The following is a 21,863-nucleotide window of genomic DNA, read 5'->3' on the forward strand; positions in this document are numbered from 1 at the left end:
CGCCGCCACCGCCCTCGCCGGCGACCTTCGACCACGGCCCGGCCGGAGCCCTGCCCACAGGCCAGGGGTCAGGCTATCTGGACCGCACCGTCTGGTCGGCCAATCTCTGCTGGCCGCTGAAGGAGGCCGGCTTTGCCAATTCCCAGGTCTATGGCCCGGGCGGCGGCATGGGACCGGCCGGAAAGCCCAGCCAGTGCGACAGCAGCAATTACAGCCTGCCCTGGCGCGACAATTTCTGTGAGGCCCGATCAAGGTCCAACCCGCTCTGCGGATCGGGCACCGGGCACCAGGGCCAGGACATCCGTCCGGCCACCTGCAAGAAGAACGAGCACTGGGCCGTCGCCGCCGAGGCCGGGACCATCACCGACATCGGCACCTACACCGTGACCCTGGTGGCCAAGGCCGCCCCGCACTTCACCTATCGCTATCTGCACATGCAGATGAGCACCCTGGCGGTGAAGGAAGGCGACAAGGTCGAGGCCGGTCAGAACCTCGGCAAGGCCTCCAACGATTTCGGCGGGGCACCGACCACCATCCACCTGCATTTCGAGATGCGGGCCGGGGTAGCGGGCCTGACCACCGACGGCCGGCCGGTCGCCCTGCAGACCTTCCTGCCGCCCTATCTCAGCCTGGCCGAAGCCTATCAGCGCAAGCTGAACGGCGGCACCTGCAGCTGACGGCGGACGTCAGGCCACGGCGGCCTTGAGGAAGGCCGTCATCTCGGCCAGCAAAGGGGTCTTGCCCCGGAACGGCCGGGACAGGGCCAGGACCGTGTCTGCGTGGTTCAGGCCCGCATAGTGGCGCTCGTCGACCCTGACCCCGGCCTCGCGCAGGGCGGCGGCCAGTTTGCGGGTGTTGCGCGGACGCACGGTGGTGTCGGCATCGCCCGTGGCCAGAAAGGCCGGCGGGGCATCGGCGCGGACCTTGCGGATCGGCTGGGTGGCCAGAAGGTCGGGGGCCTCGCCGAAGGTCTGGCGGGTGATGGGGCCGTCCAGCGGCAGGAAGTCATAGGGACCCGACAGACCGCCCAGTCCACGCACCACGCCAGGGTCAACCCCGGCGGCCTTCAGATAGGTGGGGTCGAGGGCGAGCATGGCGGCATTGTAGGCTCCGGCCGAGTGGCCGATCAGGACGATCCGGCGGGGATCCCCGCCGAGGGCCGCAGCATGGTCGGTCACCCAGCGCACCGAAGCGGCGCAGTCCTCGAGAAAGTCCGGAAACCGCACCTGGGGGAACAGCCGGTAGTCGGGAACGACGGTCAGGAAGCCCTGGGCCGCCAGGGCCCGACCGGCCCAGGCATAGTCGCCGCGGCGACCGGAATCCCAGGAGCCGCCATAGAAGAACACGGCCACCGGTTCTGACCCTGCCGCCTCGGGCGGGGCAAAGACATCCAGCCTCTGGCGCGGCCCGGGACCATAGGCCTGGCCCTGCAGCGACACCCGCGCGGCGTCCTTCGGAGTCAGGGTTGCAAACATCGAAAGGGGGGAACAGGCCGCCGCGAAGGACCCCGCAAGGGCGGTAAGCCCTACCCGCCGCGTCATCGACCGCTCCGTCATGTCCAACTCCACCCTGTCCGTTCAACCAAGATACGGGCAAAACGCGTCGCGGGACGACCTGTTTTCAGCGGGCCTCGACCAGTTTGCCGATGGCCTCCAGATAGAGACCGAAGGCTGCGCGACCGCTTTCCGTCAGGCTGACCCGCGTCAGGGGCTTGCGACCGACGAAACTCTTGTCGATCCCGACATAGCCGGCGTCCTCGAGCTTGCGCAGGTGGACCGACAGGTTGCCGTCGGTGACCGACAGCTTGGCCTTCAGGGCGTTGAAGTCAGAGACTTCGGCGCCGGACAGGAAGGCCATGATCCCCAGCCGCACCCGGCCGTGAATGACATCGTCGATGTGGTCGATCTCGAAATCGTCCATCACGCCCTCCTAGACAACGTCTGAGGGTTCCTGGCGCATCAGCGCCAGTCCCGGGAGGATCGCGAAGGCCACGAGACACCCCGCATAGGCCAGCAGCATGTGCGGGCTATTGGCCAGCAGGCCAAGCGCCACCGCCGCGGCGAAGCTGCCCAGGGAGGTCAGGCGCATCCAGCCCTTGCGCGTCATGGATGCGGCGATGGACCAGGCCGAGCCATAGAGGGCCAGGATAATCAGCGGAAACACCTGGATCACCGCTGCGTCGCCGGTGCGGTAGGCGATGACTGCAAGGCCAACCCAGATGACGAAGATCGAAAAGCCCACCGCGGACCAGGCCGAGCCGGTGGCCCGGTTGACGGTCGCCTGGGCACCCGGACGCCCCCGTGTGCGACGGATAATCAGCGTCGCGCAGACGGCGAAGACCAGGGCTGAAATCACCCAGCCGAACAGGGGAGCCCAGGGTGAAAGGCGCAGCACGCCGATCCCGATGGCCCATTGAAACAGCGAGGCCAGGCCAAAGATAACGCCGGCCGCCACCAGGATTCCACCGCCCAGCAAGGGAGCCTGACGCCCCTCTTCCGCCAGAGCCCGCATGAACGCGATATCATCGCGAATGGCCTTCATCTCGTCGGTCATGGCAAATCCTCAGCCTCTACAGGACCGGAGATAGGTCATTCACTTTGAGATGTAAAGTGCTTTTTCAGAGCTTGTAGCCACCGGCCATCAGCTTGGTGAAGACCGTCTTGGTCACCTTCACATAGCCCTTGGCCGGGTCACGGAAGTACAGCGGATCCTTGACCAGGCTCGGGTCGAAGCCCTCGGTGACCAGATCGATCTTGCGGTACTTGAAGGTGCCAGTGGTTTCGATCTCGCGCTGCAGGCGCACGAAAATCGGACGGGCATAGGCCGGCAGTTCCCGATCGACATGCTCGGCCAGCACGGCGATGTCGAACTCCGGACCGACGACCAGGGAGGCCATGCCGGCCTTGCCGTCGAGGTCGCCGATCTTGACGCCGTAGACATTGGTTTCGAGCACGCCAGGCACGCCGGCCAGGCGCTCGGCAACCTCGCTGGTGGCGACGTTCTCGCCCTTCCAGCGGAAGGTATCGCCGATGCGGTCGACGAAATAGATATAGCCGTCACCGTCCATGCGCATCAGGTCGCCGGTCCGGAACCAGGCATCCCCCTTGCTGAAGACGTCATGCAGGATCTTCTTCTCGGTCGCGGTCTTGTCCGCATAGCCCGTGAAATTGGAGCGGGCATCGTTGGCGATCTGGCCGATGCACTCGCCCACCTCGCCCGGCGCGACCTCGAGGCAGCAGCCGTCGGGACCGCGGACCGGCATCTCTGACTCGACGTCAAACTTGACGATGCGGGTATTGAACTTCTTTTTCAGATAGCCTGGCAGACGCCCGATGGCCCCGCGACGGCCGTCAAAGTTGAAGAACGACACATTGCCTTCGGTCGCCCCGTAGAACTCCAGCACGCCACCGACCTTGAAGCGGTCCAGCATGTCATCCCAGACATCGGGACGAAGACCATTACCGAAGATCAGGCGGATCTTGTGGGCACGCTCGTTCGGGATCTCGGGCTGGTTGGCCAGGTAACGGCAGAGCTCGCCGATATAGACGAACATCGTGCAGTTCTCGGCGACGATGTCGTCCCAGAACTGGCTGGCCGAGAACTTCTTGCGCAGCACGATCGATCCGCCCGACAGCAGACCGGCCCCGAGGGCACAGAGGCCGCCGGTGGCGTGATAGAGCGGCAGGGTGACATAGATCCGGTCGCTGGCCCGGGCCCCGGTCGAGCCTGCAAATCCCCGCATATAGAGCTGGGCCCGCATGTGGGTGATCTTCGCCGCCTTCGGCAGGCCGGTCGTGCCGCTGGTGAAGATGAAAAGGGCTGTATCCTTGGCGGTCAGACCGTCCCGGGAGGTCTCGCGGTCCGGGCGCAACTGGCTGCAGCTCTTCAGGGCCTTGACCAGGTCCCTCTGATCATCGCGAACCGGACCCAGAACCCATTGCTGGACATGGCGGTCGAGACTGCCCTTGACGGCCTCGAAACAGGGCGAGGTCTCGGGATCGACGATGCAGTGCAGGGCCTGGGAGATGTTCAGGCAGTGGGCCAGGGCCGGACCGGTCAGCTGGTTGTTGACCAGGGCGGTGGCGACACCGACCTTGGAGAGCCCGTACCAGATCGCGAGGTATTCAAGCCGGTTGGGCATGAACAGGGCCACCGTCTGGCCGCGCGTGATGCCCAGCCCCTTGGCCCAGTGGGCATAGCGGTTGGCCATGGCATCCAGGTCGCCATAGGTGATCGTCTGACCTTCGAAGGTGATGGCGGGGCTCGAGGACCAGCGGTCGACGGCGGCCTCCAAGTCGTCACAGATCAGGTTGGTGCTGTCCGGCGCGATGGACTTCACCCGCTTGAGGGTCCTCGTCAGCCCCTTCAGGAACTGCCACTCGCGCTTCAACCTTGTCTGCAACAGCATCAGGCCCCTCCATTCAAACAACCATTGGAGAGGGCCGCACTGCCGGTCAAGACACCGAAAGCCGCTTTCGGAAAAGGCTTGTGCAGCAAAGCCCCGACGAGGCGCGAAGCAACAGGACCAGGCGTCACTGTCCAGGCGCAGTGCGGCAGGCCGCAGTGCTTGAATGGGGCACCGCTGCCCCTCCCCTTAGCGGGATGAGGGACCGGGGCCGGGCGTCACCGCCCGGCCGGTACAACCGATCGACGGATCTCAGCCGGCCGCCAGGCGCCGCTGATCCTCCCGTGCCGACTTCAGCTTCTCGGCGACCAGGAACGCCAGTTCCAGGGCCTGCTCGCCGTTCAGCCGCGGATCGCAGTGGGTGTGATAGCGGTCAGCGAGATCGCCCTCGCCCACCGCCCGCGCGCCGCCCAGGCACTCGGTAACGTTCTGACCGGTCATTTCCAGATGCACGCCGCCGGGGTGGACACCCTCGGCGTTGGCGATCTCGACGAAGGATTTCACCTCCGACAGGATGCGGTCGAAGGGGCGGGTCTTGTAGCCGGTCGAGGCCTTCAGCGTGTTGCCGTGCATCGGGTCGGTGGCCCAGACCACCGAACGGCCGGCGGCCTTGGTCGCCTTCATCAGGCGCGGCAGGCGGTCGGCGATCTTGTCGGAGCCGAAGCGGCCGTACAGGGTCAGGCGGCCCGGCTCGTTGTGCGGGTTGAGCACGTCAATCAGGCGCAGCAGGTCGTCGCCTTCCATGGTCGGACCGCACTTGAGGCCGATCGGGTTCTTGACGCCGCGCATGAACTCGATGTGCGCGCCGTCCAGCTGTCGGGTGCGCTCGCCGATCCACAGCAGGTGGGCACTGGTGTCGTACCAGTCGCCCGAGGTGGAATCGACGCGGGTCATGGCTTCCTCGAAGCCCAGCAGCAGGGCTTCGTGGCTGGTGAAGAACTCCACCTGGTGCAGGCCCGGATGGCTTTCGGGCGTAACGCCGATGGCGGCCATGAAGGCCAGGCTTTCGCTGATCTTCTCGCTGAGCTCGCGGTATCGCGCGCCCTGCGGGCTGTCGCCCACGAAGCCCAGGGTCCAGCGATGGATATTGTGCAGGTCGGCATAGCCGCCGTTGGCGAAGGCGCGCAGCAGGTTCAGGGTCGAGGCCGACTGGCCATAGGCCTTGAGCAGGCGGTCCGGATCAGGCGCGCGTTCTTCGGCGGTGAAGTCCATGCCGTTGATGTTGTCGCCGCGATAGGACGGCAAGGTCACGTCGCCGATGGTCTCGATCGGCTCGGAGCGCGGCTTGGCGAACTGGCCGGCGATCCGGCCCACCTTCACCACGGGCTTGCCGCCGGCGAAGGTCAGGACCACCGCCATCTGCAGGATCAGCCGGAAGGTGTCGCGGATATTGTCCGCGTGGAATTCCTTGAAGCTTTCGGCGCAGTCGCCGCCCTGCAACAGGAAGGCGCGGCCTTCGGCCACATCACCCAGCAGGCTCTTGAGACGACGGGCCTCGCCGGCAAACACCAGTGGCGGCATCTGGCGAAGGGTCTGCTCGACCCGTTCCACAGCGCCCGCATCCGGATAGTCGGACGGGATGTGCTTGGCAGGTTTCGCTCTCCAGGTGGCGGGGGTCCAACGCGCGGTCATGACGGGCTCTATAACTTCAAAGGGATGGGCTCTTACCGCAACTCGGCGGAAAAGGCAAAAATCATGCGGGCGAAAGCCCAGGTTTCAGTTCAAAGGGGCAAGTTCTCCCTCATCGAACCCCGATATGGCAGTTGCCCTTGTCGCCAGGTTGCAGGCGATCAGGGTCAGGGCCCCGAGGGCCAGCCACCATTCCTGCCAGACCCCGAAACTCAGGCCGCCGATCACGATATAGGTTGTCAGGGCAGCAGCTGCCATAGCGCCGTTGCCACGCGACCGGGCGGTCAGCCCGAGGATGCCATAGGCGACCCAGGCGAAGAACACGCCGACCAGGGCGGCCCCGACGGCCCCGAGTTCGAGCCAGATCTGCAGCGGCGCATTGTGCGTGTGCAGGGGGATGGCCGGTCCGAAGGTCCGGCTGGCATCGAGACCCCAGCCCCGCAGTGGATGATGCTGGATATTCCCGGCCGCAAACGCCCAGATATCGAGACGCGCGTCCCACGAAGCCGGAACCAGCTTGTGGAGCGCGGCAAAGACTCCCTTCTGCACACCCGACAGAACGAGCAGGGGCGCAAAGACAAACGGCGCGGCGACGAGCGCGATCAGGGTGCCGGCCGCGACACGGCCCGCCAGCCGGACGGCGATCCAGACCACCGCGCCGACGGCCAGGGCGGCCAGAACGGCGTCGGAACTCAGGCCCCAGGCCCCGACGATGATCGCCAGGAGCAGGATGACGCTCCAGCCCGCCCAGCCCCGCCAGGCCAGGATGCGGGCCGCCGGCCAGAACAGCAGCGCCAGGGCGTAGGTCGCGATGGATACCTTCACCTTGGCCAGATCCGGCCGGATGGGATCGCCGGTCGCCTCTCTCAGGCGCTGGTAAAGCGAGGCTCCGCTCGCGCCTTCAATACCGATCATCAGGCCAAGCACCACGACACCGAGGGCGAGGGCGAGCCCGGCCCGCTCGACCCTGTCTTCCGGCAAATAGCCAAGACCCGCCACGGCCGCGCCATAGAGCGCAAGCTGGAGCAAAAGCTTCAGGCCGGTGACGGCTTCCAGGTCGCCATAGTTGCGAATGTCATTGAGGCCATGCGACGCCGGGCTCCAGCTGAGGCTGATCAGGGCCCACAGCGCCAGAAGCACCAGCACATGGGCCGGCGGCGAGATATCCTGATGGCGGGTCAGGAGCGGCGCGACCAGCAAGCCTGTAAGGGCCAGCAGGGGCGCGAAGCCGAGCGGTGCCAGATAACCGACAAGCGGAATCATGGCCGCGAGGAAGTAGGCGACACCCCCCAGCCAGGGGTCTCGGTATCGCCAGGTCGAGGCAGAGTTCATCCCGCGCCGCCTACATCCGCCGGGACGTACTTCTCGCGCATCGTCACAAGTTCCTCGGCCAGGGTCGGATGGACGGCGCAGGTCGAGTCCCACTGGGCCTTGGTCACGCCCATCTTCAGGGCGATGGCGGCCATCTGGATGATCTCGGGCGAGTCCGGTCCCACGACATGGACACCAACGACCCGGTCATCGTCCTGCTTGACCACCAGCTTGATCAGGCACCGCTCCTGTCCGCCGTAGAAGGTCACCTTCATGGGCCTGAACACCGAGCGATAGATGTCGACCTTGCCGAACGCATGACGGGCCTCGGCCTCGCTCATGCCCACCACGCCGACGGGCGGCTGGGAGAACACGGCCGAGGCGACCATATCATGGTCGAAGCTGGTCGGATTGCCGTAGAACTCGGTCTGGGCGAAGGCCGCGCCCTCGCGGATGGCCACCGGCGTCAGGTTGATGCGGTCCGTCACATCGCCGACCGCCCAGATGCTGTCGACGCTGGTCTTTGAGTGCGCATCGACCACGACGGCACCGCGTTCGTTCAGTGCGACGCCGACCGACTCCAGACCCAATCCCTCGACATAGGGTTCGCGGCCGGTGGCGAACATCACCGCATCGGTCTCGAAGGTCAGACCGTTGTTGAGGTGGCTGACGAGCCCGGCCTCGGTCTTCTCGATGCTCTCGTGCGAGCAGCCCAGCACCACCTTGATGCCGCGCTTTTCCAGCTCGTCGGCGAGGTGGGCGCGCACGTCGTCGTCGAAGCCGCGCAGGATGTTGGCCCCGCGATAGAGCAGCGTGGTTTCAACACCGAGACCGTTGTAGATCCCGGCAAACTCCACGGCGATATAGCCGCCGCCCACCACCAGAACCCGCTTGGGCAGGTCCGGCAGGTGGAAGGCCTCGTCCGAGGTCATGCCGAGCGCCGCGCCGGGGAAGTCCGGCCGCGTCGGACGGCCGCCGGTGGCGATCAGGATCCTGCGCGCCGTATAGCGGCCGCCGTCCGTGCTGCCTTCCTTGGCCAGAACCTCGACCGTATGGGGATCGATCACCACCGCCTTGCCGTGCAGCAGGTGCGCCCCGGCCTTCTGCAGATTGGTGACATAGATCCCCGACAGGCGGGCGATCTCGACATCCTTGTCGTGCAGGAACCGCTTCCAGTCGAAGTGCGACTCGCCGACGCTCCAGCCAAAGCCGGCGGCGGTCTTCAGCTGGCTCGAGACCTCGCTGGCATAGACCATGAACTTCTTGGGCACGCAGCCGCGCACCACGCAGGTACCGCCCACGCGGTACTCTTCGGCCACGGCGACCCTGGCCCCCGACAACGCCGCCAGACGGGCCGCCCGCACGCCGCCGGAGCCGGCACCGATGACAAACAGGTCGAAATCGTAGTCAGCCATCGGGAACTCCAGCCAGGCCAGGAACAGGTGGAACGGTCTATCTAGGGGCTCAGGGCGTCAGGCGCACGATGCCGCCGTCAGTCCCCAGCAGGGCCTCGTCGGCGAGATCCAGAAACAGGCCATGGTCGACCACGCCGGTCACAGCCTTCAGCGCCGCAGCCAGGGCCGCCGGCTCCTCGATGCGGCCCGAGGCCATGTCGTAGATCAGGTTGCCACCGTCGGTCACCACCACGCCCCGGTCGGCCATGCGCAGGCGCGGCGGCGGCAGATCAAACTCTGCGGCGATGTCGGCCAGCCTCTGTCCGGTATGGACGTGACCGAACCGCACGACCTCGATGGGCAGCGGGAACTTGCCCAGCAGTGGCACGTGCTTGGCCGCGTCAGCGATGACCACGCAACGCTTGGAGGCTTCCCAGACCAGCTTTTCGCGCAGCAAGGCCGCGCCGCCGCCCTTGATCAGCGACAGGCCCGGACCGATCTCGTCGGCACCGTCGACGGTCAGGTCAACAGACTTCACATCGTCCAGGGCCGCCAGGGCGATGCCCAGCTCGCGGGCCAGGTTGGCCGTGGCGTCCGAGGTCGGCACGCCCCGGATGTCCAGCTTGCGCGCCGCCAGGGCCTTGACGAACCAGGCGGCCGTCGAGCCGGTCCCCAGCCCCACGACCATGCCGTTTTCAACGAGTTCTGCGGCGGCTTCGCCTGAAAGGCGCTTTTGATCGTCGGCGCTCATTTCTGCTCCTTCTTTGCGGCCCTGGCCTTCTTGGCGAGCTTGGCTGCCCGGAAGGCATCGGCCCAGTCGCTCTTGTTCTTCTGGTCACCACGGGCAATGGCCAGGGCCCCCTTGGGGACGTCCTTGGTAATCACCGAGCCCGAGCCGGTCATGGCCCCGTCGCCGATCCGGACCGGCGCGACCAGGGCGCTGTTGGAGCCGATAAAGGCCCCGGCCCCGACATGGGTCTCGAACTTGTCGAAGCCGTCATAGTTGCAGAAGATCGTGCCGGCCCCGATATTGGCCTTCTCGCCCACCGAGCCGTCGCCCAGATAGCTGAGATGGTTGGCCTTGGCCCCGGCCCCGACCTTGACCTTCTTGACCTCGACGAAGTTGCCGATATGGGCCTCGGCCCCGATCTCGGCGCCTGGACGCAGGCGGGCGTAAGGACCGATAAGAGCTCCTTCGCCGACCGTCGCCCCCTCCAGATGGCTGAAGGCCTTGATCACCGCGCCGGTCGCAACCGACACGCCCGGCCCGAAGACCACGAACTGTTCGACCGTCACCCCGGCCTCTATGCGGGTATCCCAGGCCAGGTGCACCGTGTCCGGGGCCGGCAGGGTGACGCCCTCGACCATCAGGGCGTGGCGGCGGCGCTTCTGCCAGACCGCTTCCGCAGCCGCCAGTTCGGCCTGGGAATTGACCCCCTGGACCGAAGCTTCCGGGGCAAAGGTCGCGCGCGTCGCCAGGCCCCGCCCGTGGGCAATACCGACGACGTCGGTCAGGTAGTATTCGCCATTGGCATTGGCATTGCCGACCTGGGCGAGGATATCGAACAGGGTCTTGCGGTCTGCGGCGAGCACGCCGGAATTGCAGTGCTTGACCTGCTTGACGCTGGCATCGGCGTCCTTGGCCTCGACGATGCGCAGCAGCACATGGTGCGGGGCCAGGATCAGCCGGCCATAGGCCCCTGGATCGGCGGCCTCGAAGCCGAGAACGGCGACATCGGCTCCCGACGCACGCAGGTCGAACAGCGGTGCGATGACCGGCGCGGTCAGCAGCGGGCAGTCAGCGAAAGTGACCACGACATCACCATCGAAGTCGGCCAGGGCCTCGCGGGCGGCGAGCACGGCATGGCCGGTGCCCAGCGGCGGGTCCTGCACGACCACCGCAGCCTCACCCAGACGCTTGCGGGCATGGGCCCCGACGGCCGGGCTGTGGGCGCCGACGACGACGATGATCCGGGCGCAGCCCAGGGCCTCGGCCGCATCGATGGCGTGATCCAGAAGGGCCCGCCCGGCGATCCGGTGCAGCACCTTGGGCGTCGGCGACTTCATGCGCGTGCCCTGGCCCGCGGCCAGGATCACAGCGGCCCTCGGTCGGGGCGTTTGGGCAGTGCTCATGGTCCAGACGACTCCCTGGGGGCGAACCAAAGTTGCATTAACCGGCCGTTTAGCCGAAAGGCCAGAGCAATGCATGACCTTCAAGCCCTGAACGGCGCCACGATCGCCTTTGACCTCGACGGAACCCTCGTCGATACCGCCCCCGACCTGGTCGGGGCGCTCAATACCATCCTGGTCGAAAACGGCCTGCCCCCCCTGCCCTTCGACGAGGTTCGGGTGATGGTCGGGCGTGGAGCCCGTGCCCTGCTGGAGCGTGGCTTCTCCGCCGCCGGCCAGCCGCTGGACGATGTCACCGCCCCGCCGCTGGTCGCGCGCTTCATCGAGATCTATCTGGGCCGCATCGCCCGGGAGAGCGCGGCCTTTCCGGGCGTCGTCGCGGTGCTGGCCGATCTGCGGGCCGCAGGGGCGAAGCTGGTGGTCTGCACCAACAAGCTGACCCATCTTTCTCTGGCCCTGCTGGATGCCCTGGACCTGACCCCGGCCTTCGACGCCGTGATCGGCGCTGACCTGGCCCCGCGCCCCAAGCCCGATCCCGCCCACGTGCTGGCCGCAATTGAGGCCGTCGGCGGCGATCCGGCCCGGGCGGTGATGGTCGGCGACAGCATCAATGACGCCCTGGCCGCCAATCGGGCCGGGGTTCCGGCCCTGATGGTCAGCTTCGGCTACACAGAGGAGCCGGTCGAGACCCTGGGCGGCGACCGGGTCATCCACAGCTTTTTGGATGTGCCCCAGGCCTGTATCGACCTCTTGGCCTCTTGCCCCCGGTCAAACACCGGGCTATAGGCCCGTCCCTCTCGCGGAACGGTCCCGATTTGACCGATCCCACACGGCGGATGCGTAGCTCAGCGGGAGAGCACCTCGTTCACACCGAGGGGGTCACAGGTTCAATCCCTGTCGCATCCACCATTTTCTCCCCCAGCCTGAAGACCTGCCCGGCAGCGTACGGTTGCCTGGCCTGCCACGTCTGCGCCACGGATCGGGGCGCGCCGCATGGCGCCGCGCCCCTTCCCGGTTAGGCCGGACCTCACGCCAGGTCGAAGCGGTCCAGGGTCATCACCTTGGTCCAGGCCGCCACGAAGTCGGTGACGAACTTTTCGCCGGCGTCGCTCTGGGCATAGACCTCGGCCAGGGCCCGCAGTTGCGAGTTGGAGCCGAACACCAGATCCACCCGGGTCGCCGTCCAGCGCAGCGCGCCGGTCGCCCGATCGCGGCCCTCGAACAGGGTCTCGTCGGCCGAGGTCGCCGTCCAGGCCGTGCGCATGTCCAGCAGGTTGACGAAGACGTCGTTGCTGAGCACGCCCGGCCGCTCGGTGAACACCCCGTGGCGTGACCCGTCGGTGTTGGCGTCGAGGGCCCGCAGGCCGCCGATCAGCACCGTCATTTCCGGGGCCGTCAGGGTCAGAAGCTGGGCCCGGTCAACCAGCAGTTCCTCGGCCGACACGGTGTAGTCCGTCTTCTGATAGTTGCGGAACCCGTCAGCGACCGGCTCCAGCACCGCAAACGACTCGACATCCGTCTGGTCCTGGGACGCGTCGGTCCGCCCCGGGGTGAACGGCACCTCGACGGTGTGGCCCGCCGCCCTTGCCGCCGCCTCGACGGCCGCGCCGCCGGCCAGCACGATCAGGTCGGCCAGCGAGATCCGCTTGCCGTCCGTCCGGCCGGCATTGAAGCCGTCCCGGATCGTCTCCAGCCGCGCCAGCACCTCGGCCAGCACCGCCGGCTGGTTCACGGCCCAGTCCTTTTGCGGGGCCAGCCGGATGCGGGCGCCATTGGCCCCGCCCCGCTTGTCCGAGCCCCGGAAGGTCGAGGCCGAAGCCCAGGCGGTGGACACCAGCTGCGACACGGTCAGGCCGGAGGCGAGGATGCTGGCCTTCAGGGTCCGCACGTCATCGGCATCGACCAGCGGATGATCGACGGCCGGGACCGGGTCCTGCCAGATCAGGCTTTCCTGCGGCACCAGCGGGCCGCGATAGCGGCTGACCGGCCCCATGTCGCGGTGGGTGAGCTTGAACCAGGCCCGGGCGAAGGCCTCGCGGAAGGCCTCCGGATCCTCATGGAAGCGCTTCGAGATCGGCCCATAGGCCGGATCCAGGCGCAGGGCGAGATCCGTGGTCAGCATCATCGGGGCGTGACGCCGGGCCGGGTCATGGGCGTCGGGCACCAGGGTGCCGGCTGCGGCGTCCTTCGGGGTCCACTGATGGGCACCTGCAGGGCTCCTGGTCAGCTCCCACTCGTGACCGAACAGGGTGTCGAAATAGCCGTTGTCCCAGCGGACCGGATCCGGCGTCCAGGCCCCTTCGAGGCCGCTGGTGATGGTGTCGCCGCCCTTGCCGGTGCCATAGCTGTTCTTCCAGCCGAAGCCCTGCTCGACAATGCCGGCGCCTTCGGGCTCGACCCCGACATGGGCGGCATCGCCCGCGCCGTGCGCCTTGCCGAAGGTGTGACCGCCGGCGATCAGGGCGACGGTCTCCTCGTCATCCATGGCCATGCGGGCAAAGGTTTCGCGGATGTCGCGGGCGGCGGCCAGCGGATCGGGAACACCGTTGGGGCCTTCGGGATTGACGTAGATCAGGCCCATCTGGACGGCCGCCAGCGGCCGGTCCAGGTCGCGTTCGCCCGTATAGCGGGCATCGCCCAGCCAGGTGGCTTCAGTGCCCCAGTGGATGTCTTCCTCGGGCTCCCAGATGTCCTCGCGACCGAAGCCGAAGCCGAAGGTCTTGAAGCCCATGGTCTCCATGCCGACGTCGGCGGCGAAGATCATCAGGTCGGCCCAGGAGATGCGGTTGCCGTATTTCTGCTTGATCGGCCAGATCAGCCGACGGGCCTTGTCCAGATTGCCGTTGTCCGGCCAGCTGTTCAGCGGCGCAAAGCGCTGCGAGCCCGAGCCCGCGCCGCCACGCCCGTCACCGGTGCGATAGGTGCCGGCGCTGTGCCAGGCCATGCGCACGAAGAACGGGCCATAGTGGCCATAGTCAGCCGGCCACCAGTCCTGGGAGTCGGTCATCAGGGCCTGCAGGTCGCGGCGCAGGGCCTCGACGTCGAGGGTTTCGACCGCCTCGGCATAGCGGAAGCCCGGCGCATTCGGGCTGACCAGGGCCGAGTTCTGGGCCAGGATCTTGAGGTTCAGCTGGTTGGGCCACCAGTCGCGGTTGGAACGCCCGCCCGAACGGGTGTGGGGGCGTGCGCCGTGGCCCATCGGGCACTTGCCGGCCGGTTCTGCGATGTCACTGCCGTCCATGATGGTCTCCAGTCCTTGGGGGGCTCGCGGTCAGAACGCCTGACCGGGCGAGAAACGTCACCTGTTGTCGCTCGCCCGGGCAATTAATTGAAGTTTTGAGTTTCAATGACTACGATAGGCTATGCCTATGACATCCGTGTGCCGGCCATGAACCTGCGGGATCTTCGCTATCTGCTGGCCCTGGCCGAGCATGAACATTTCGGCCGGGCCGCAGCGGCCTGCCGGGTCAGTCAGCCGACCCTGTCCGTGCAGATCCGCAAGCTGGAAGAGACCCTCGGGGTCGTGCTGTTCGAGCGCGCCGCCCGGGCCGCCACTCCGACCGAGGCCTGCCGGCAGCTGCTGGGCCCGGCCCGGGACGCTGTGGCAGCCTCGGAAGCCATTCTGGCCGGAGCGCGCAACCTGCGCGACCCGCTGTCGGGCCCATTCCGGCTGGGCATCATTCCCACCCTGGCCCCCTATCTGCTGCCGCTGATCTTCGCCCCTCTGCGGCAGACCCTGCCGGCCCTGCTGGTCGAGCCCTGGGAGGACCAGACCGCCCCCCTGCTGGCGCGGCTGCGGGCCCATGAGCTGGACGCCGTCCTGCTGGCCACAGAAGAGGACGGCCCCGACCTGGCCAGCCGCCCCCTGTTCGAAGAGCCCTTCCTCGCGGCCCTGCCGCCCGATCATCCGCTGGTCGCCCAGACCTGCGTCAGCCAGGCCGATCTGGCCCAGGACATCCTCGTCCTGGCCGACGGCCACTGCCTGCGCGACCAGGCCCTGGCTGTCTGCCTGCACACCCCGGCGCTGGGCGGGACCCTGCGGGCCGCAGGCCTGCCGACCCTGCTGAACATGGTCGCCGCCGGCTATGGCACGACCCTGATCCCGGGCCTGGCCGCCGGAGCCGCCGAGGATGCAGGCCTGGTCCTGCGCCCCCTGACGACCCGGGCCGGGCGCACCATCCGGATCGTCACGCGCACCCACTTTCCCCGCCCCGCCGCCACAGCAGCGGTCGGCGACGTCATCGCGGCGCGGCTGAGCGCCTATGCCGGGGCCCGGGCCTAGGACCCGGTCCGGACCTGGATCAGAGCCCGATCACTTTGGCTCCGACCACCGCACTCGGCCCCAGGATCTGCGGGGCCTGATCATAGCCCAGCTCGGCCAGCTGCGCCCCGGCGCGCACCACCAGCTCGCCGAACGACAGGTCCCGCTGTCGCCGCAGGAGATTGGCCAGGCTGAAGGTGAAGGCCCCATGGCTGATCACGCCGTGGCGGTACTCATAGGACAGCTGTCCCTCGCCGCAGGCCTCGATAATCAGCGGCAGGTAGGGTCCCTCGGCCTGGGCGGCATTGGCTTTCTGCAGGGCCGTGTTCTCGGCGGCCGACAGGCCCCGCAGCATGGCCGCTCGACCCAGCCGCCGGGTGGCTCCGTCGCGACCGAAATAGCGGTCCGCCACCCCGGCCTCGGCCGTAAAGCCTGAATTGATCCGCCGAAAGCTGCGCGGAACCCACATCTCGGTCGCCTTGTCCCAGCGCAGTTGCCGGTGGCGGATGTCGTCGGGCGGGGTGATGCCCCGGGCCCGTGCCGCCCCGTCGCGATGCAGGCCTCCCGCATGGCAGCAGTCAAAGATCAACGCCAGCCGGGTGTCATAAGGCAGCTGGGCGTAGAGCCCGTGGAGCTGGTCATCGGAAATCGCCCGCCCGGGCGTCCAGTCGAAGTCCCAAGGCACCAGCACCTCGAGATTGTGATCCGGCTCGAAATCTTCGCCATACTCCGGGATCTGGGCCCCATGGCCGCTGTAGTAGAAGACCAGTTCGTCGCCGGCCGCCGGCTCGTCCAGCAGCCAGCGCAGGCGGCTGAGGATGCCGTCGGCCGTGGCCCGGCCGTCGAGGCAGGTGCGGATGGCCTCGGGCTCGAAGCCCCGCTCCTGCAGCACGGCGCTCATCGTGAAGACGTCGTTGACGCAGCCCTCCAGGCGCTGGGACCCCTCGGGATAGTCATTGATCCCCACCAGCAGGGCCTTGCGGCGCTTGCTTCGGGGTTTCGGCTCCGCCCTCGCCTTGCTCCTGGCCTTGCCGGGCGTGGGCTCCGCCAAGGCCGCGAAGGCCCGCGCTCCGGCCAGACCCTTACCGTCGAGCGCGTCGGCCAGCGGCCGCCAGAGATTGTCGATGGTGGCGTTGTGGCCGAGATAGGCCTCGGCGCTGTGGTCGCCGACGCCGGGCTCGTCGAACGGCGTCTCGATCTGCCGGAAATTGGCCACCGGCCAGTTGCGGATCGGGGCCGTAAAGACGTCGTCATGCTGGTTGTAGAGATGACGCCACGCCGCGACCTGCAGCGGCTGGACGCGGCCATTGGTCAGGTTGCGCACCACGAACGGATTGTTGATCTGCGATCCGAAGGTGACATAGGTCGCCTTGCGCAACAGGGGTGCCACATCCTCGGCCTGGGCCTCGGGGTGGGTGAAGGCGTTGTAAGTGACCAGTGAACCCAGGCTATGGGTCAGGATCACATCCGGCTCGAAGGCCGTGATCCGCTCGAACACCCGCTTGCGGGTCCTGGTCTTGAAGCCCTCATCCTCGACCCAGGCGACCACATAGCCCGCCGTCCAGCGGATCTTCTCGGACACATCGCCCAGAATACCGCGATGCGGGCTGATGGCCGAGCTGACACCACTGGCCACCAGCTTGGCCACCGCGCCCATGGCTTCCCAGGCCGAGATGTCGGTCTTTTCGAAGATGTCGTCATAGACGATGAACTCGAACTCGAGCTCGACCCCCTCGGTGGCGGGAAAGGCCCGGCGGACCGCCTCGGGCCATTTTGTCTGCCAGTCCGAAAGGCGCTGATCGCCCAGACCGTGAACACCGAGAATCTTGAGGGACTTGGCCATGCGGGTCTCCTGCGGGCTTTTCAGGAACAGCCGTGCCGGCCGCGACGGGCCCGCAAATAGCCGGTGCCCGCAGCCGTCACGCTCGACACTCACGCAAAAACATACATCACAACCGAAACACATCTATAGATTGATATTTTGGCGCTTGTCCAGCCCGAACCAGACGTCGTCGTTCAGGGCCGGATCAGGTCCCCGGCGGTGGCCCAGAACCGCTCGACATCGGCCCCCAGCGGTCCGGCCGGAACGAACAGGCTGAACGGCACCGGTGCCACATCGACCAGCCAGGGGCCGGACCCGCCGTCCTGCCCCGGAATCCGGAACTCGGCCACAATCAGGGGCGGCGACCCGCCGTCGTCCTCGATCAGCCGCTCATGAAACTCCGGCGTCTGGATAAGCTTCACGCCCCGCTCGGCCAGGGGTGTGAAAAGGGCGTCGAACAGTTCCGGATAGAGGCCCCGGGCGAATACCGCGACGCGTCGTCCGGCCAGGGCATCGGTGCCGATCTCGTCTTGATTGGCCAGGGTGTCCTGCGGCGCGACCCTGAGCTTGAGGCCCAGATGGCAGAGGGTCAGGCGGCGCAGCGGCAGGTCCAGCCAGCCCATGCCGAAAGCCCCGTCGAGATCCCCGGCCACGACCCGCTCCAGCAGGCGCGGCGTCCAGCCGATCTCGAGCTCGAGGGCCACCTCGGGGTTCTCGGCCGAATAGCGACGGGTCAGCTGACTGCGCAGCGGGATCCGGCCGCCATAGGGGGGCACGCCGATCCGCAGCCGGCGCTGCTCGGCCCGGCCCAGCATCCGCGCCGTCTGGGCCGCTGCCGCAGCGGCATAGGCCAGCGGCCGAGCCGCCGCCAGGAAGGCCTCGCCCTTCTCGGTCAGTTCGATGCGCCGCGTGCTGCGGACAAATAGCCGGAAGCCAAGCTGGGCCTCCAGCAGCTGGATGCGGCGCGACAGCCAGGGCTGGGCGATGCCCAGCCGCGCCGCCGCCCGGGTGAAGGACAGCTCCTCGGCGACCGTGACGAACTGGACGGCGGACAGGATATCAAAGGCCATGGGCTTCACAGGCAGTCTGCATTCCCGGAAGGGATACAGACGATTTTCGTATCAATCACGCCAAATCCCTATTTGACCTTGCCCGGCGGCTTGCGCTTCCATGGCCGGAGAGAACAGGCGCCCGCACGCAACGCGCGCCATCCCGGGAGCAGACAGATGGCGCAGACCGCTCAGCCGATGCTGGAAGGCATACGGGTCATCGACCTGACCTCGGTGGTCTTCGGCCCCTATGCGACCCAGACCCTCGCCGACCTCGGGGCCGAGGTGATCAAGGTCGAGCCGCCGATCGGCGATGCCTTCCGCTATTCCGCCAAGCCCGCCCATACGATGGGCATGAGCCCCAGCTTCCTGGCCCTGAACCGGGGCAAGCGCTCCATCGCTCTGGACCTCAAGGCCCCGGCCGACAGCGAGACCCTGCGCGATCTGCTGAAGACCGCCGACGTCTTCATCCACAATGTCCGCGAAAAGGCGATTGAGCGACTGGGCTTCGACTATGAGGCGGTCCGGGCGATCCGGCCGGACATCATCTATGTCCACTGCGTCGGTTTCGGGTCGGACGGCCCCTATGCCGACCTGCAGGCCTATGACGACGTCATCCAGGCCGCGACCGGCACGACCACCCTGCTGCCCCGCGTCGATGGCGACCCGCGTCCGCGCTACCTCCCGTCGCTGATCGCCGACAAGGTCGCGGGCCTGCACGGGGCCCAGGCCGTTCTGGCCGCCGTGATCCATCGCCTGCGCACCGGCGAGGGCCAGAGGGTCGAGGTGCCGATGTTCGAGGCCTTCGCCCATTTCATGCTGCAGGAACATCTGGGCGGCATCACCTTTGACCCGCCGGTCGGGCCCGTGGGCTACGCCCGGCAGCTTGACCCCAACCGCCAGCCGTTCCCGACCGCTGACGGCTATATCAGCATTGTCCCCTATACCGACGCCAGCGTCGTCAAGCTGTTCACGGTGCTGGAGGGGGCGCAGGTCCTGCAGGACGAGCGCTTTGCGACCGGGCCGCAGCGGGTCGCCAATTCGACCGCCCTCTATGGCGAGATCGCCCGCCTGACCCCGGCCCGGACGACCGCCGACTGGCTGGAGCGGCTTGAGGCCGCCCGCCTGCCGGCCATGGCCGTGCGCGACCTGGCTGACATTCTGGACGATCCGCACCTGCGCCAGACCGGCTTTTTCGACCGCAAGATCCACCCCACCGAAGGGCCCTATTTCGATATGCGGGCCCCGATCCGTTACGACGCCTATCCGCGCCCGGACCACCGCCCTGCCCCCCTGGTGGGCCAGGACGGCGAGGCCATCCGCGCTGACCTGAAGGACCGCAAATGACCGACGCCACCCGCATTCCCGTCATCGTCGCCACCGGCGAGATCCTGCACCGGCCCGAGGACGTGTCCCTGGGCCTGGAGCCGGTGGTGCTGATGGCCCAAGCCCTGGAACGGGCCGATGCCGAGGCCGGCGGCGGCTTGCTGGCCGATCTCGACTCGCTCGACCTCGTCGGCCAGATCACCTGGCGCTATGCCGATCCGGTCGACCTGCTGTGCGAGAAGCTCGGCGTGAAGCCCGCCCGCGCGGTCAATGCCAGCATGGGTGGCGAAACGCCGATCCGGCTGGTGCACGAGGCCGCCCTGCGGATCGCCCGCGGCGAGGGCCAGGTCAGCGCCATTGTCGGCGGCGAGTCGATGCATGCCCTCGGCAAGGCCAGGAAGGCCGGCGTCGACCTGCCCTGGACCCCGGCCGCCCGGCCCGAGGACACCGTCCGGCTGGCCGGGTCGCGGCTGGAGCTCAGCGACGCCGCCCGCGCCCAGGGCCTGTCGGATCCGTCACAGCTCTACCCCCTGTACGAAAACGCCTTCCAGAGCCGCGAGGGCCAGACCCCGGGCGAGGCCCGCGCCGCCAATGCCGCCCTCTGGGCCCGCTATGCCGCCGTCGCCGCCGACAACCCCTATGCCTGGATCCGCAACAGTCCGTCGGCCGAGCAGATCGCCACGGTCAGCCCGGACAACCGGCTGATCGCCTGGCCCTATCCGAAGCTGATGGTGGCCAATCCGATGGTCAACCAGGCCTCGGCCATCCTCGTCACCAGCCTGGCCCGGGCCCGCGCGGCCGGCATTGCCGAGGACCGGCTGATCCATATCTGGGGCGGCGCGGCCGCCAAGGAGCCGGGCGATTTCCTGCAACGCGACCGCTACGACCACTCCACCGCCCAGGAAGCGGTGCTGAACCAGGCCAGGACGATCGCCGGCGACCAGGCCTTCGACCTGATGGAGCTCTACAGCTGCTTCCCGGTCGTCCCGAAGATGGCGCTGAAGGTGCTGGAGCAGCCGCAGGCCGAGCCGACCGTGACCGGCGGCATCACCTTCTTCGGCGGGCCGATGAACAACTATATGAGCCACGCGGTCTGCGGGATGGTGCGGCGCCTGCGCGAGGCTCCCGGCAGTCTCGGCCTGCTCTATGGCCAGGGCGGCTTTGTCGACAAGCACCACGCCCTGGTGGTCAGCACCGCCCCGCCCCCCGTCGCTCTGGCGGCGGACTATTCGGTCCAGGCCCAGGCCGAAGCCGCCCGCGACCCGGTGCCGGACGTTCTCGAGGCCTATCAGGGCCCGGCGACGATCGAGACCTGGACGGTGCTCTATGGCCGCACCGGCGAGCCCAGCCAGGGCGTCGTGGTGGCCCGGACGCCCGGCGGCCAGCGGGTGCTGACCACGGTGGATCGCGGCGATGCCGAGAGTCTGGCCCTGCTGACGGCGCTCGACCGCTCGCCGGCCGGAGCCGTGGGCCAGGTTCGCCGGGATGTCTACGGCCAGCTCGTCTGGGAGGCCGGCGCGGTCGCCCGGCCGCGCGGCGACTATCAGTTCTGTACGGTCACCCGCGAAGGCCCGCTGACCATCGTCACCATCAACCGGCCCGAGGCGATGAACGCCCTCAATGCCGCCGCCAATGCCGAACTGGCCGAGGTGTTTGACGGCTTTGCCGCCGATCCGGACCAGTGGGTCGCGATCCTGACCGGGGCCGGTGACCGCGCCTTCTCGTCGGGCAATGACCTGAAGGGCAGTGTCGAGGCCTTTGCCCGCGGCGAGGCGGTGAAGATCCCGCGCACGGGCTTTGCTGGCCTGACCTCACGCTTTGACCTGAACAAGCCGGTCATCGCCGCCGTCAACGGCATCGCCATGGGGGGCGGTTTCGAGATCGCTCTGGCCTGCGACCTGATCATCGCCGCCGACACCGCCGTCTTTGCGCTGCCAGAGCCCAAGGTCGGACTGGCAGCCCTGGCCGGCGGCCTGCACCGCCTGCCGCGCCAGATCGGCATGAAGAACGCCATGGGCATGATCCTGACCGGGCGGCGGGTCCCGGCGGCGGAGGGCCAGACCCTTGGCTTCGTCAATCAGGTGGTGCCCCTGGCCGACCTGCTGGACACCGCCCGGCGCTGGGCGGCCGACATCATCGCCTGCAGCCCGATGTCGATCCGCGCCTCCAAGGAGACGGTGCAGCGCGGCCTGACCGAGCCGACCCTGCAGGCCGCCATCGAGGGCCAGGGCCGCTATGCGGCGGTCAAGGCCCTGTTCAAGTCGGATGACGTCCGAGAGGGCCCGCTGGCCTTCGCCCAGAAGCGCGCGCCGCAGTGGAAGGGCCGCTGAGCCTAGTGGGCGGGGGCTGCGGGAGCCGCCCCGGCCACGGGCCGCGGCGCATTGTGCGGCCCGGGCCTGGGCTGGGGCTCGGTCGGCCGGGCTGAACAGGCCACCGTCAGCAGCAGGCTGGACGCGAATAGGGCTCGCAGGGGCAGGCTGAGCGCCATGACGGGGTCTCCGGGCTCGAACGGTTCCCCGGGTTCAAGCCCCGAGGC

Annotated in this window: 18 protein-coding genes and 1 tRNA gene; 6 read left to right on the forward strand and 13 right to left on the reverse strand. The window is 67.9% G+C overall.

What is annotated here, in order from left to right:
- Window positions 1-677, forward strand: a 677-nt coding sequence (locus DBR10_RS03295; RefSeq protein WP_233243232.1) for a M23 family metallopeptidase, incomplete at its 5' end; no start/stop codon positions are given.
- 9 nt (window positions 678-686) lie between these two features.
- Here the strand turns inward: DBR10_RS03295 and DBR10_RS03300 are convergent.
- From DBR10_RS03300 to glmU, 9 genes are all read right to left on the reverse strand, one after another.
- Window positions 687-1,475: an alpha/beta hydrolase gene (locus DBR10_RS03300; RefSeq protein ID WP_233243234.1), complete on the reverse strand. Its 789-nt coding sequence runs from the start codon at window positions 1,473-1,475 to the stop codon at window positions 687-689.
- A 145-nt stretch (window positions 1,476-1,620) separates the two neighbouring features.
- Window positions 1,621-1,920, reverse strand: a complete 300-nt coding sequence (locus tag DBR10_RS03305; protein WP_218278437.1) for a winged helix-turn-helix domain-containing protein — start codon at window positions 1,918-1,920, stop codon at window positions 1,621-1,623.
- A gap of 9 nt (window positions 1,921-1,929) precedes the next feature.
- A complete protein-coding gene (locus DBR10_RS03310) occupies window positions 1,930-2,553 on the reverse strand; it encodes a hypothetical protein (RefSeq protein WP_108489561.1) in 624 nt (207 codons plus the stop codon).
- A gap of 64 nt (window positions 2,554-2,617) precedes the next feature.
- On the reverse strand, window positions 2,618-4,408 hold the full coding sequence (locus tag DBR10_RS03315; protein ID WP_108503831.1) for a long-chain-acyl-CoA synthetase: 1,791 nt from the start codon (window positions 4,406-4,408) through the stop codon (window positions 2,618-2,620).
- Window positions 4,409-4,657: 249 nt separating this feature from the next.
- The gene (locus tag DBR10_RS03320) at window positions 4,658-6,037 is read right to left on the reverse strand and encodes a class II 3-deoxy-7-phosphoheptulonate synthase (protein WP_108503832.1); all 1,380 of its coding nucleotides are present in this window, start codon (window positions 6,035-6,037) and stop codon (window positions 4,658-4,660) included.
- 84 nt (window positions 6,038-6,121) lie between these two features.
- Entirely contained in the window at window positions 6,122-7,366 is a 1,245-nt protein-coding gene (locus DBR10_RS03325) for an O-antigen ligase family protein (protein ID WP_108556137.1), read from the reverse strand.
- Complete coding sequence (gene gor, locus DBR10_RS03330; protein WP_108504215.1) at window positions 7,363-8,760, reverse strand: glutathione-disulfide reductase; 1,398 nt, start codon at window positions 8,758-8,760, stop codon at window positions 7,363-7,365. The genes DBR10_RS03325 and gor overlap by 4 nt, the downstream gene beginning before the upstream one ends.
- Before the next feature lie 49 nt (window positions 8,761-8,809).
- Window positions 8,810-9,490: a ribose-5-phosphate isomerase RpiA gene (gene rpiA / locus DBR10_RS03335; RefSeq protein WP_108504216.1), complete on the reverse strand. Its 681-nt coding sequence runs from the start codon at window positions 9,488-9,490 to the stop codon at window positions 8,810-8,812.
- Window positions 9,487-10,872 (reverse strand): bifunctional UDP-N-acetylglucosamine diphosphorylase/glucosamine-1-phosphate N-acetyltransferase GlmU, encoded by a 1,386-nt coding sequence (gene glmU, locus DBR10_RS03340; RefSeq protein ID WP_108504217.1) that lies wholly within the window; start codon window positions 10,870-10,872, stop codon window positions 9,487-9,489. The genes rpiA and glmU overlap by 4 nt, the downstream gene beginning before the upstream one ends.
- Window positions 10,873-10,941: 69 nt before the next feature.
- Between glmU and DBR10_RS03345 the strand changes: the two genes are divergently transcribed.
- Window positions 10,942-11,655 (forward strand): HAD-IA family hydrolase, encoded by a 714-nt coding sequence (locus DBR10_RS03345; RefSeq protein ID WP_108556138.1) that lies wholly within the window; start codon window positions 10,942-10,944, stop codon window positions 11,653-11,655.
- 48 nt (window positions 11,656-11,703) lie between these two features.
- A tRNA-Val gene (locus DBR10_RS03350) sits at window positions 11,704-11,778 on the forward strand.
- A gap of 118 nt (window positions 11,779-11,896) precedes the next feature.
- On the opposite strand, the gene katG is transcribed toward DBR10_RS03350, so the two are convergent.
- Window positions 11,897-14,110 (reverse strand): catalase/peroxidase HPI, encoded by a 2,214-nt coding sequence (gene katG / locus DBR10_RS03355; protein WP_108504218.1) that lies wholly within the window; start codon window positions 14,108-14,110, stop codon window positions 11,897-11,899.
- A 105-nt stretch (window positions 14,111-14,215) separates the two neighbouring features.
- On the opposite strand from katG, the gene DBR10_RS03360 reads away from it, so the two are divergent.
- Window positions 14,216-15,151, forward strand: coding sequence for a LysR substrate-binding domain-containing protein (locus tag DBR10_RS03360; RefSeq protein ID WP_233243236.1), 936 nt, complete (start codon window positions 14,216-14,218; stop codon window positions 15,149-15,151).
- 19 nt (window positions 15,152-15,170) lie between these two features.
- Here the strand turns inward: DBR10_RS03360 and DBR10_RS03365 are convergent, their stop codons facing one another.
- Window positions 15,171-16,973, reverse strand: coding sequence for a caspase family protein (locus DBR10_RS03365; RefSeq protein WP_108504219.1), 1,803 nt, complete (start codon window positions 16,971-16,973; stop codon window positions 15,171-15,173).
- Between the two features lie 173 nt (window positions 16,974-17,146).
- Entirely contained in the window at window positions 17,147-18,022 is an 876-nt protein-coding gene (locus tag DBR10_RS03370; RefSeq protein ID WP_146184085.1) for a LysR family transcriptional regulator, read from the reverse strand.
- A 156-nt stretch (window positions 18,023-18,178) separates the two neighbouring features.
- Between DBR10_RS03370 and DBR10_RS03375 the strand changes: the two genes are divergently transcribed.
- Complete coding sequence (locus DBR10_RS03375) at window positions 18,179-19,348, forward strand: CaiB/BaiF CoA transferase family protein (protein WP_108504221.1); 1,170 nt, start codon at window positions 18,179-18,181, stop codon at window positions 19,346-19,348.
- Window positions 19,345-21,657, forward strand: a complete 2,313-nt coding sequence (locus DBR10_RS03380; protein WP_108504222.1) for an enoyl-CoA hydratase-related protein — start codon at window positions 19,345-19,347, stop codon at window positions 21,655-21,657. Before DBR10_RS03375 ends, DBR10_RS03380 begins: the two co-directional genes overlap by 4 nt.
- 2 nt (window positions 21,658-21,659) lie before the next feature.
- Here DBR10_RS03380 and DBR10_RS19015 read toward each other — a convergent pair whose 3' ends face one another.
- Entirely contained in the window at window positions 21,660-21,815 is a 156-nt protein-coding gene (locus DBR10_RS19015; protein WP_158272189.1) for a hypothetical protein, read from the reverse strand.
- Between the last annotated feature and the right edge of the window lie 48 nt (window positions 21,816-21,863).

This window comes from Caulobacter sp. HMWF025 (genome assembly GCF_003060965.1).
In the GTDB taxonomy this organism is placed as follows: Bacteria; Pseudomonadota; Alphaproteobacteria; order Caulobacterales; family Caulobacteraceae; genus Caulobacter.

Coding starts and splice junctions, on each gene's coding strand:
- DBR10_RS03300 (WP_233243234.1), bottom strand. CDS start 1,475: ATGTTTGCAACCCTGACTCCGAAGGACGCCGCGCGGGTGTCGCTGCAG.
- DBR10_RS03305 (WP_218278437.1), bottom strand. CDS start 1,920: ATGGACGATTTCGAGATCGACCACATCGACGATGTCATTCACGGCCGG.
- DBR10_RS03310 (WP_108489561.1), bottom strand. CDS start 2,553: ATGACCGACGAGATGAAGGCCATTCGCGATGATATCGCGTTCATGCGG.
- DBR10_RS03315 (WP_108503831.1), bottom strand. CDS start 4,408: ATGCTGTTGCAGACAAGGTTGAAGCGCGAGTGGCAGTTCCTGAAGGGG.
- DBR10_RS03320 (WP_108503832.1), bottom strand. CDS start 6,037: ATGACCGCGCGTTGGACCCCCGCCACCTGGAGAGCGAAACCTGCCAAG.
- DBR10_RS03325 (WP_108556137.1), bottom strand. CDS start 7,366: ATGAACTCTGCCTCGACCTGGCGATACCGAGACCCCTGGCTGGGGGGT.
- gor (WP_108504215.1), bottom strand. CDS start 8,760: ATGGCTGACTACGATTTCGACCTGTTTGTCATCGGTGCCGGCTCCGGC.
- rpiA (WP_108504216.1), bottom strand. CDS start 9,490: ATGAGCGCCGACGATCAAAAGCGCCTTTCAGGCGAAGCCGCCGCAGAA.
- glmU (WP_108504217.1), bottom strand. CDS start 10,872: ATGAGCACTGCCCAAACGCCCCGACCGAGGGCCGCTGTGATCCTGGCC.
- DBR10_RS03345 (WP_108556138.1), top strand. CDS start 10,942: ATGCATGACCTTCAAGCCCTGAACGGCGCCACGATCGCCTTTGACCTC.
- katG (WP_108504218.1), bottom strand. CDS start 14,110: ATGGACGGCAGTGACATCGCAGAACCGGCCGGCAAGTGCCCGATGGGC.
- DBR10_RS03360 (WP_233243236.1), top strand. CDS start 14,216: ATGACTACGATAGGCTATGCCTATGACATCCGTGTGCCGGCCATGAAC.
- DBR10_RS03365 (WP_108504219.1), bottom strand. CDS start 16,973: ATGGCCAAGTCCCTCAAGATTCTCGGTGTTCACGGTCTGGGCGATCAG.
- DBR10_RS03370 (WP_146184085.1), bottom strand. CDS start 18,022: ATGGCCTTTGATATCCTGTCCGCCGTCCAGTTCGTCACGGTCGCCGAG.
- DBR10_RS03375 (WP_108504221.1), top strand. CDS start 18,179: ATGGCGCAGACCGCTCAGCCGATGCTGGAAGGCATACGGGTCATCGAC.
- DBR10_RS03380 (WP_108504222.1), top strand. CDS start 19,345: ATGACCGACGCCACCCGCATTCCCGTCATCGTCGCCACCGGCGAGATC.
- DBR10_RS19015 (WP_158272189.1), bottom strand. CDS start 21,815: ATGGCGCTCAGCCTGCCCCTGCGAGCCCTATTCGCGTCCAGCCTGCTG.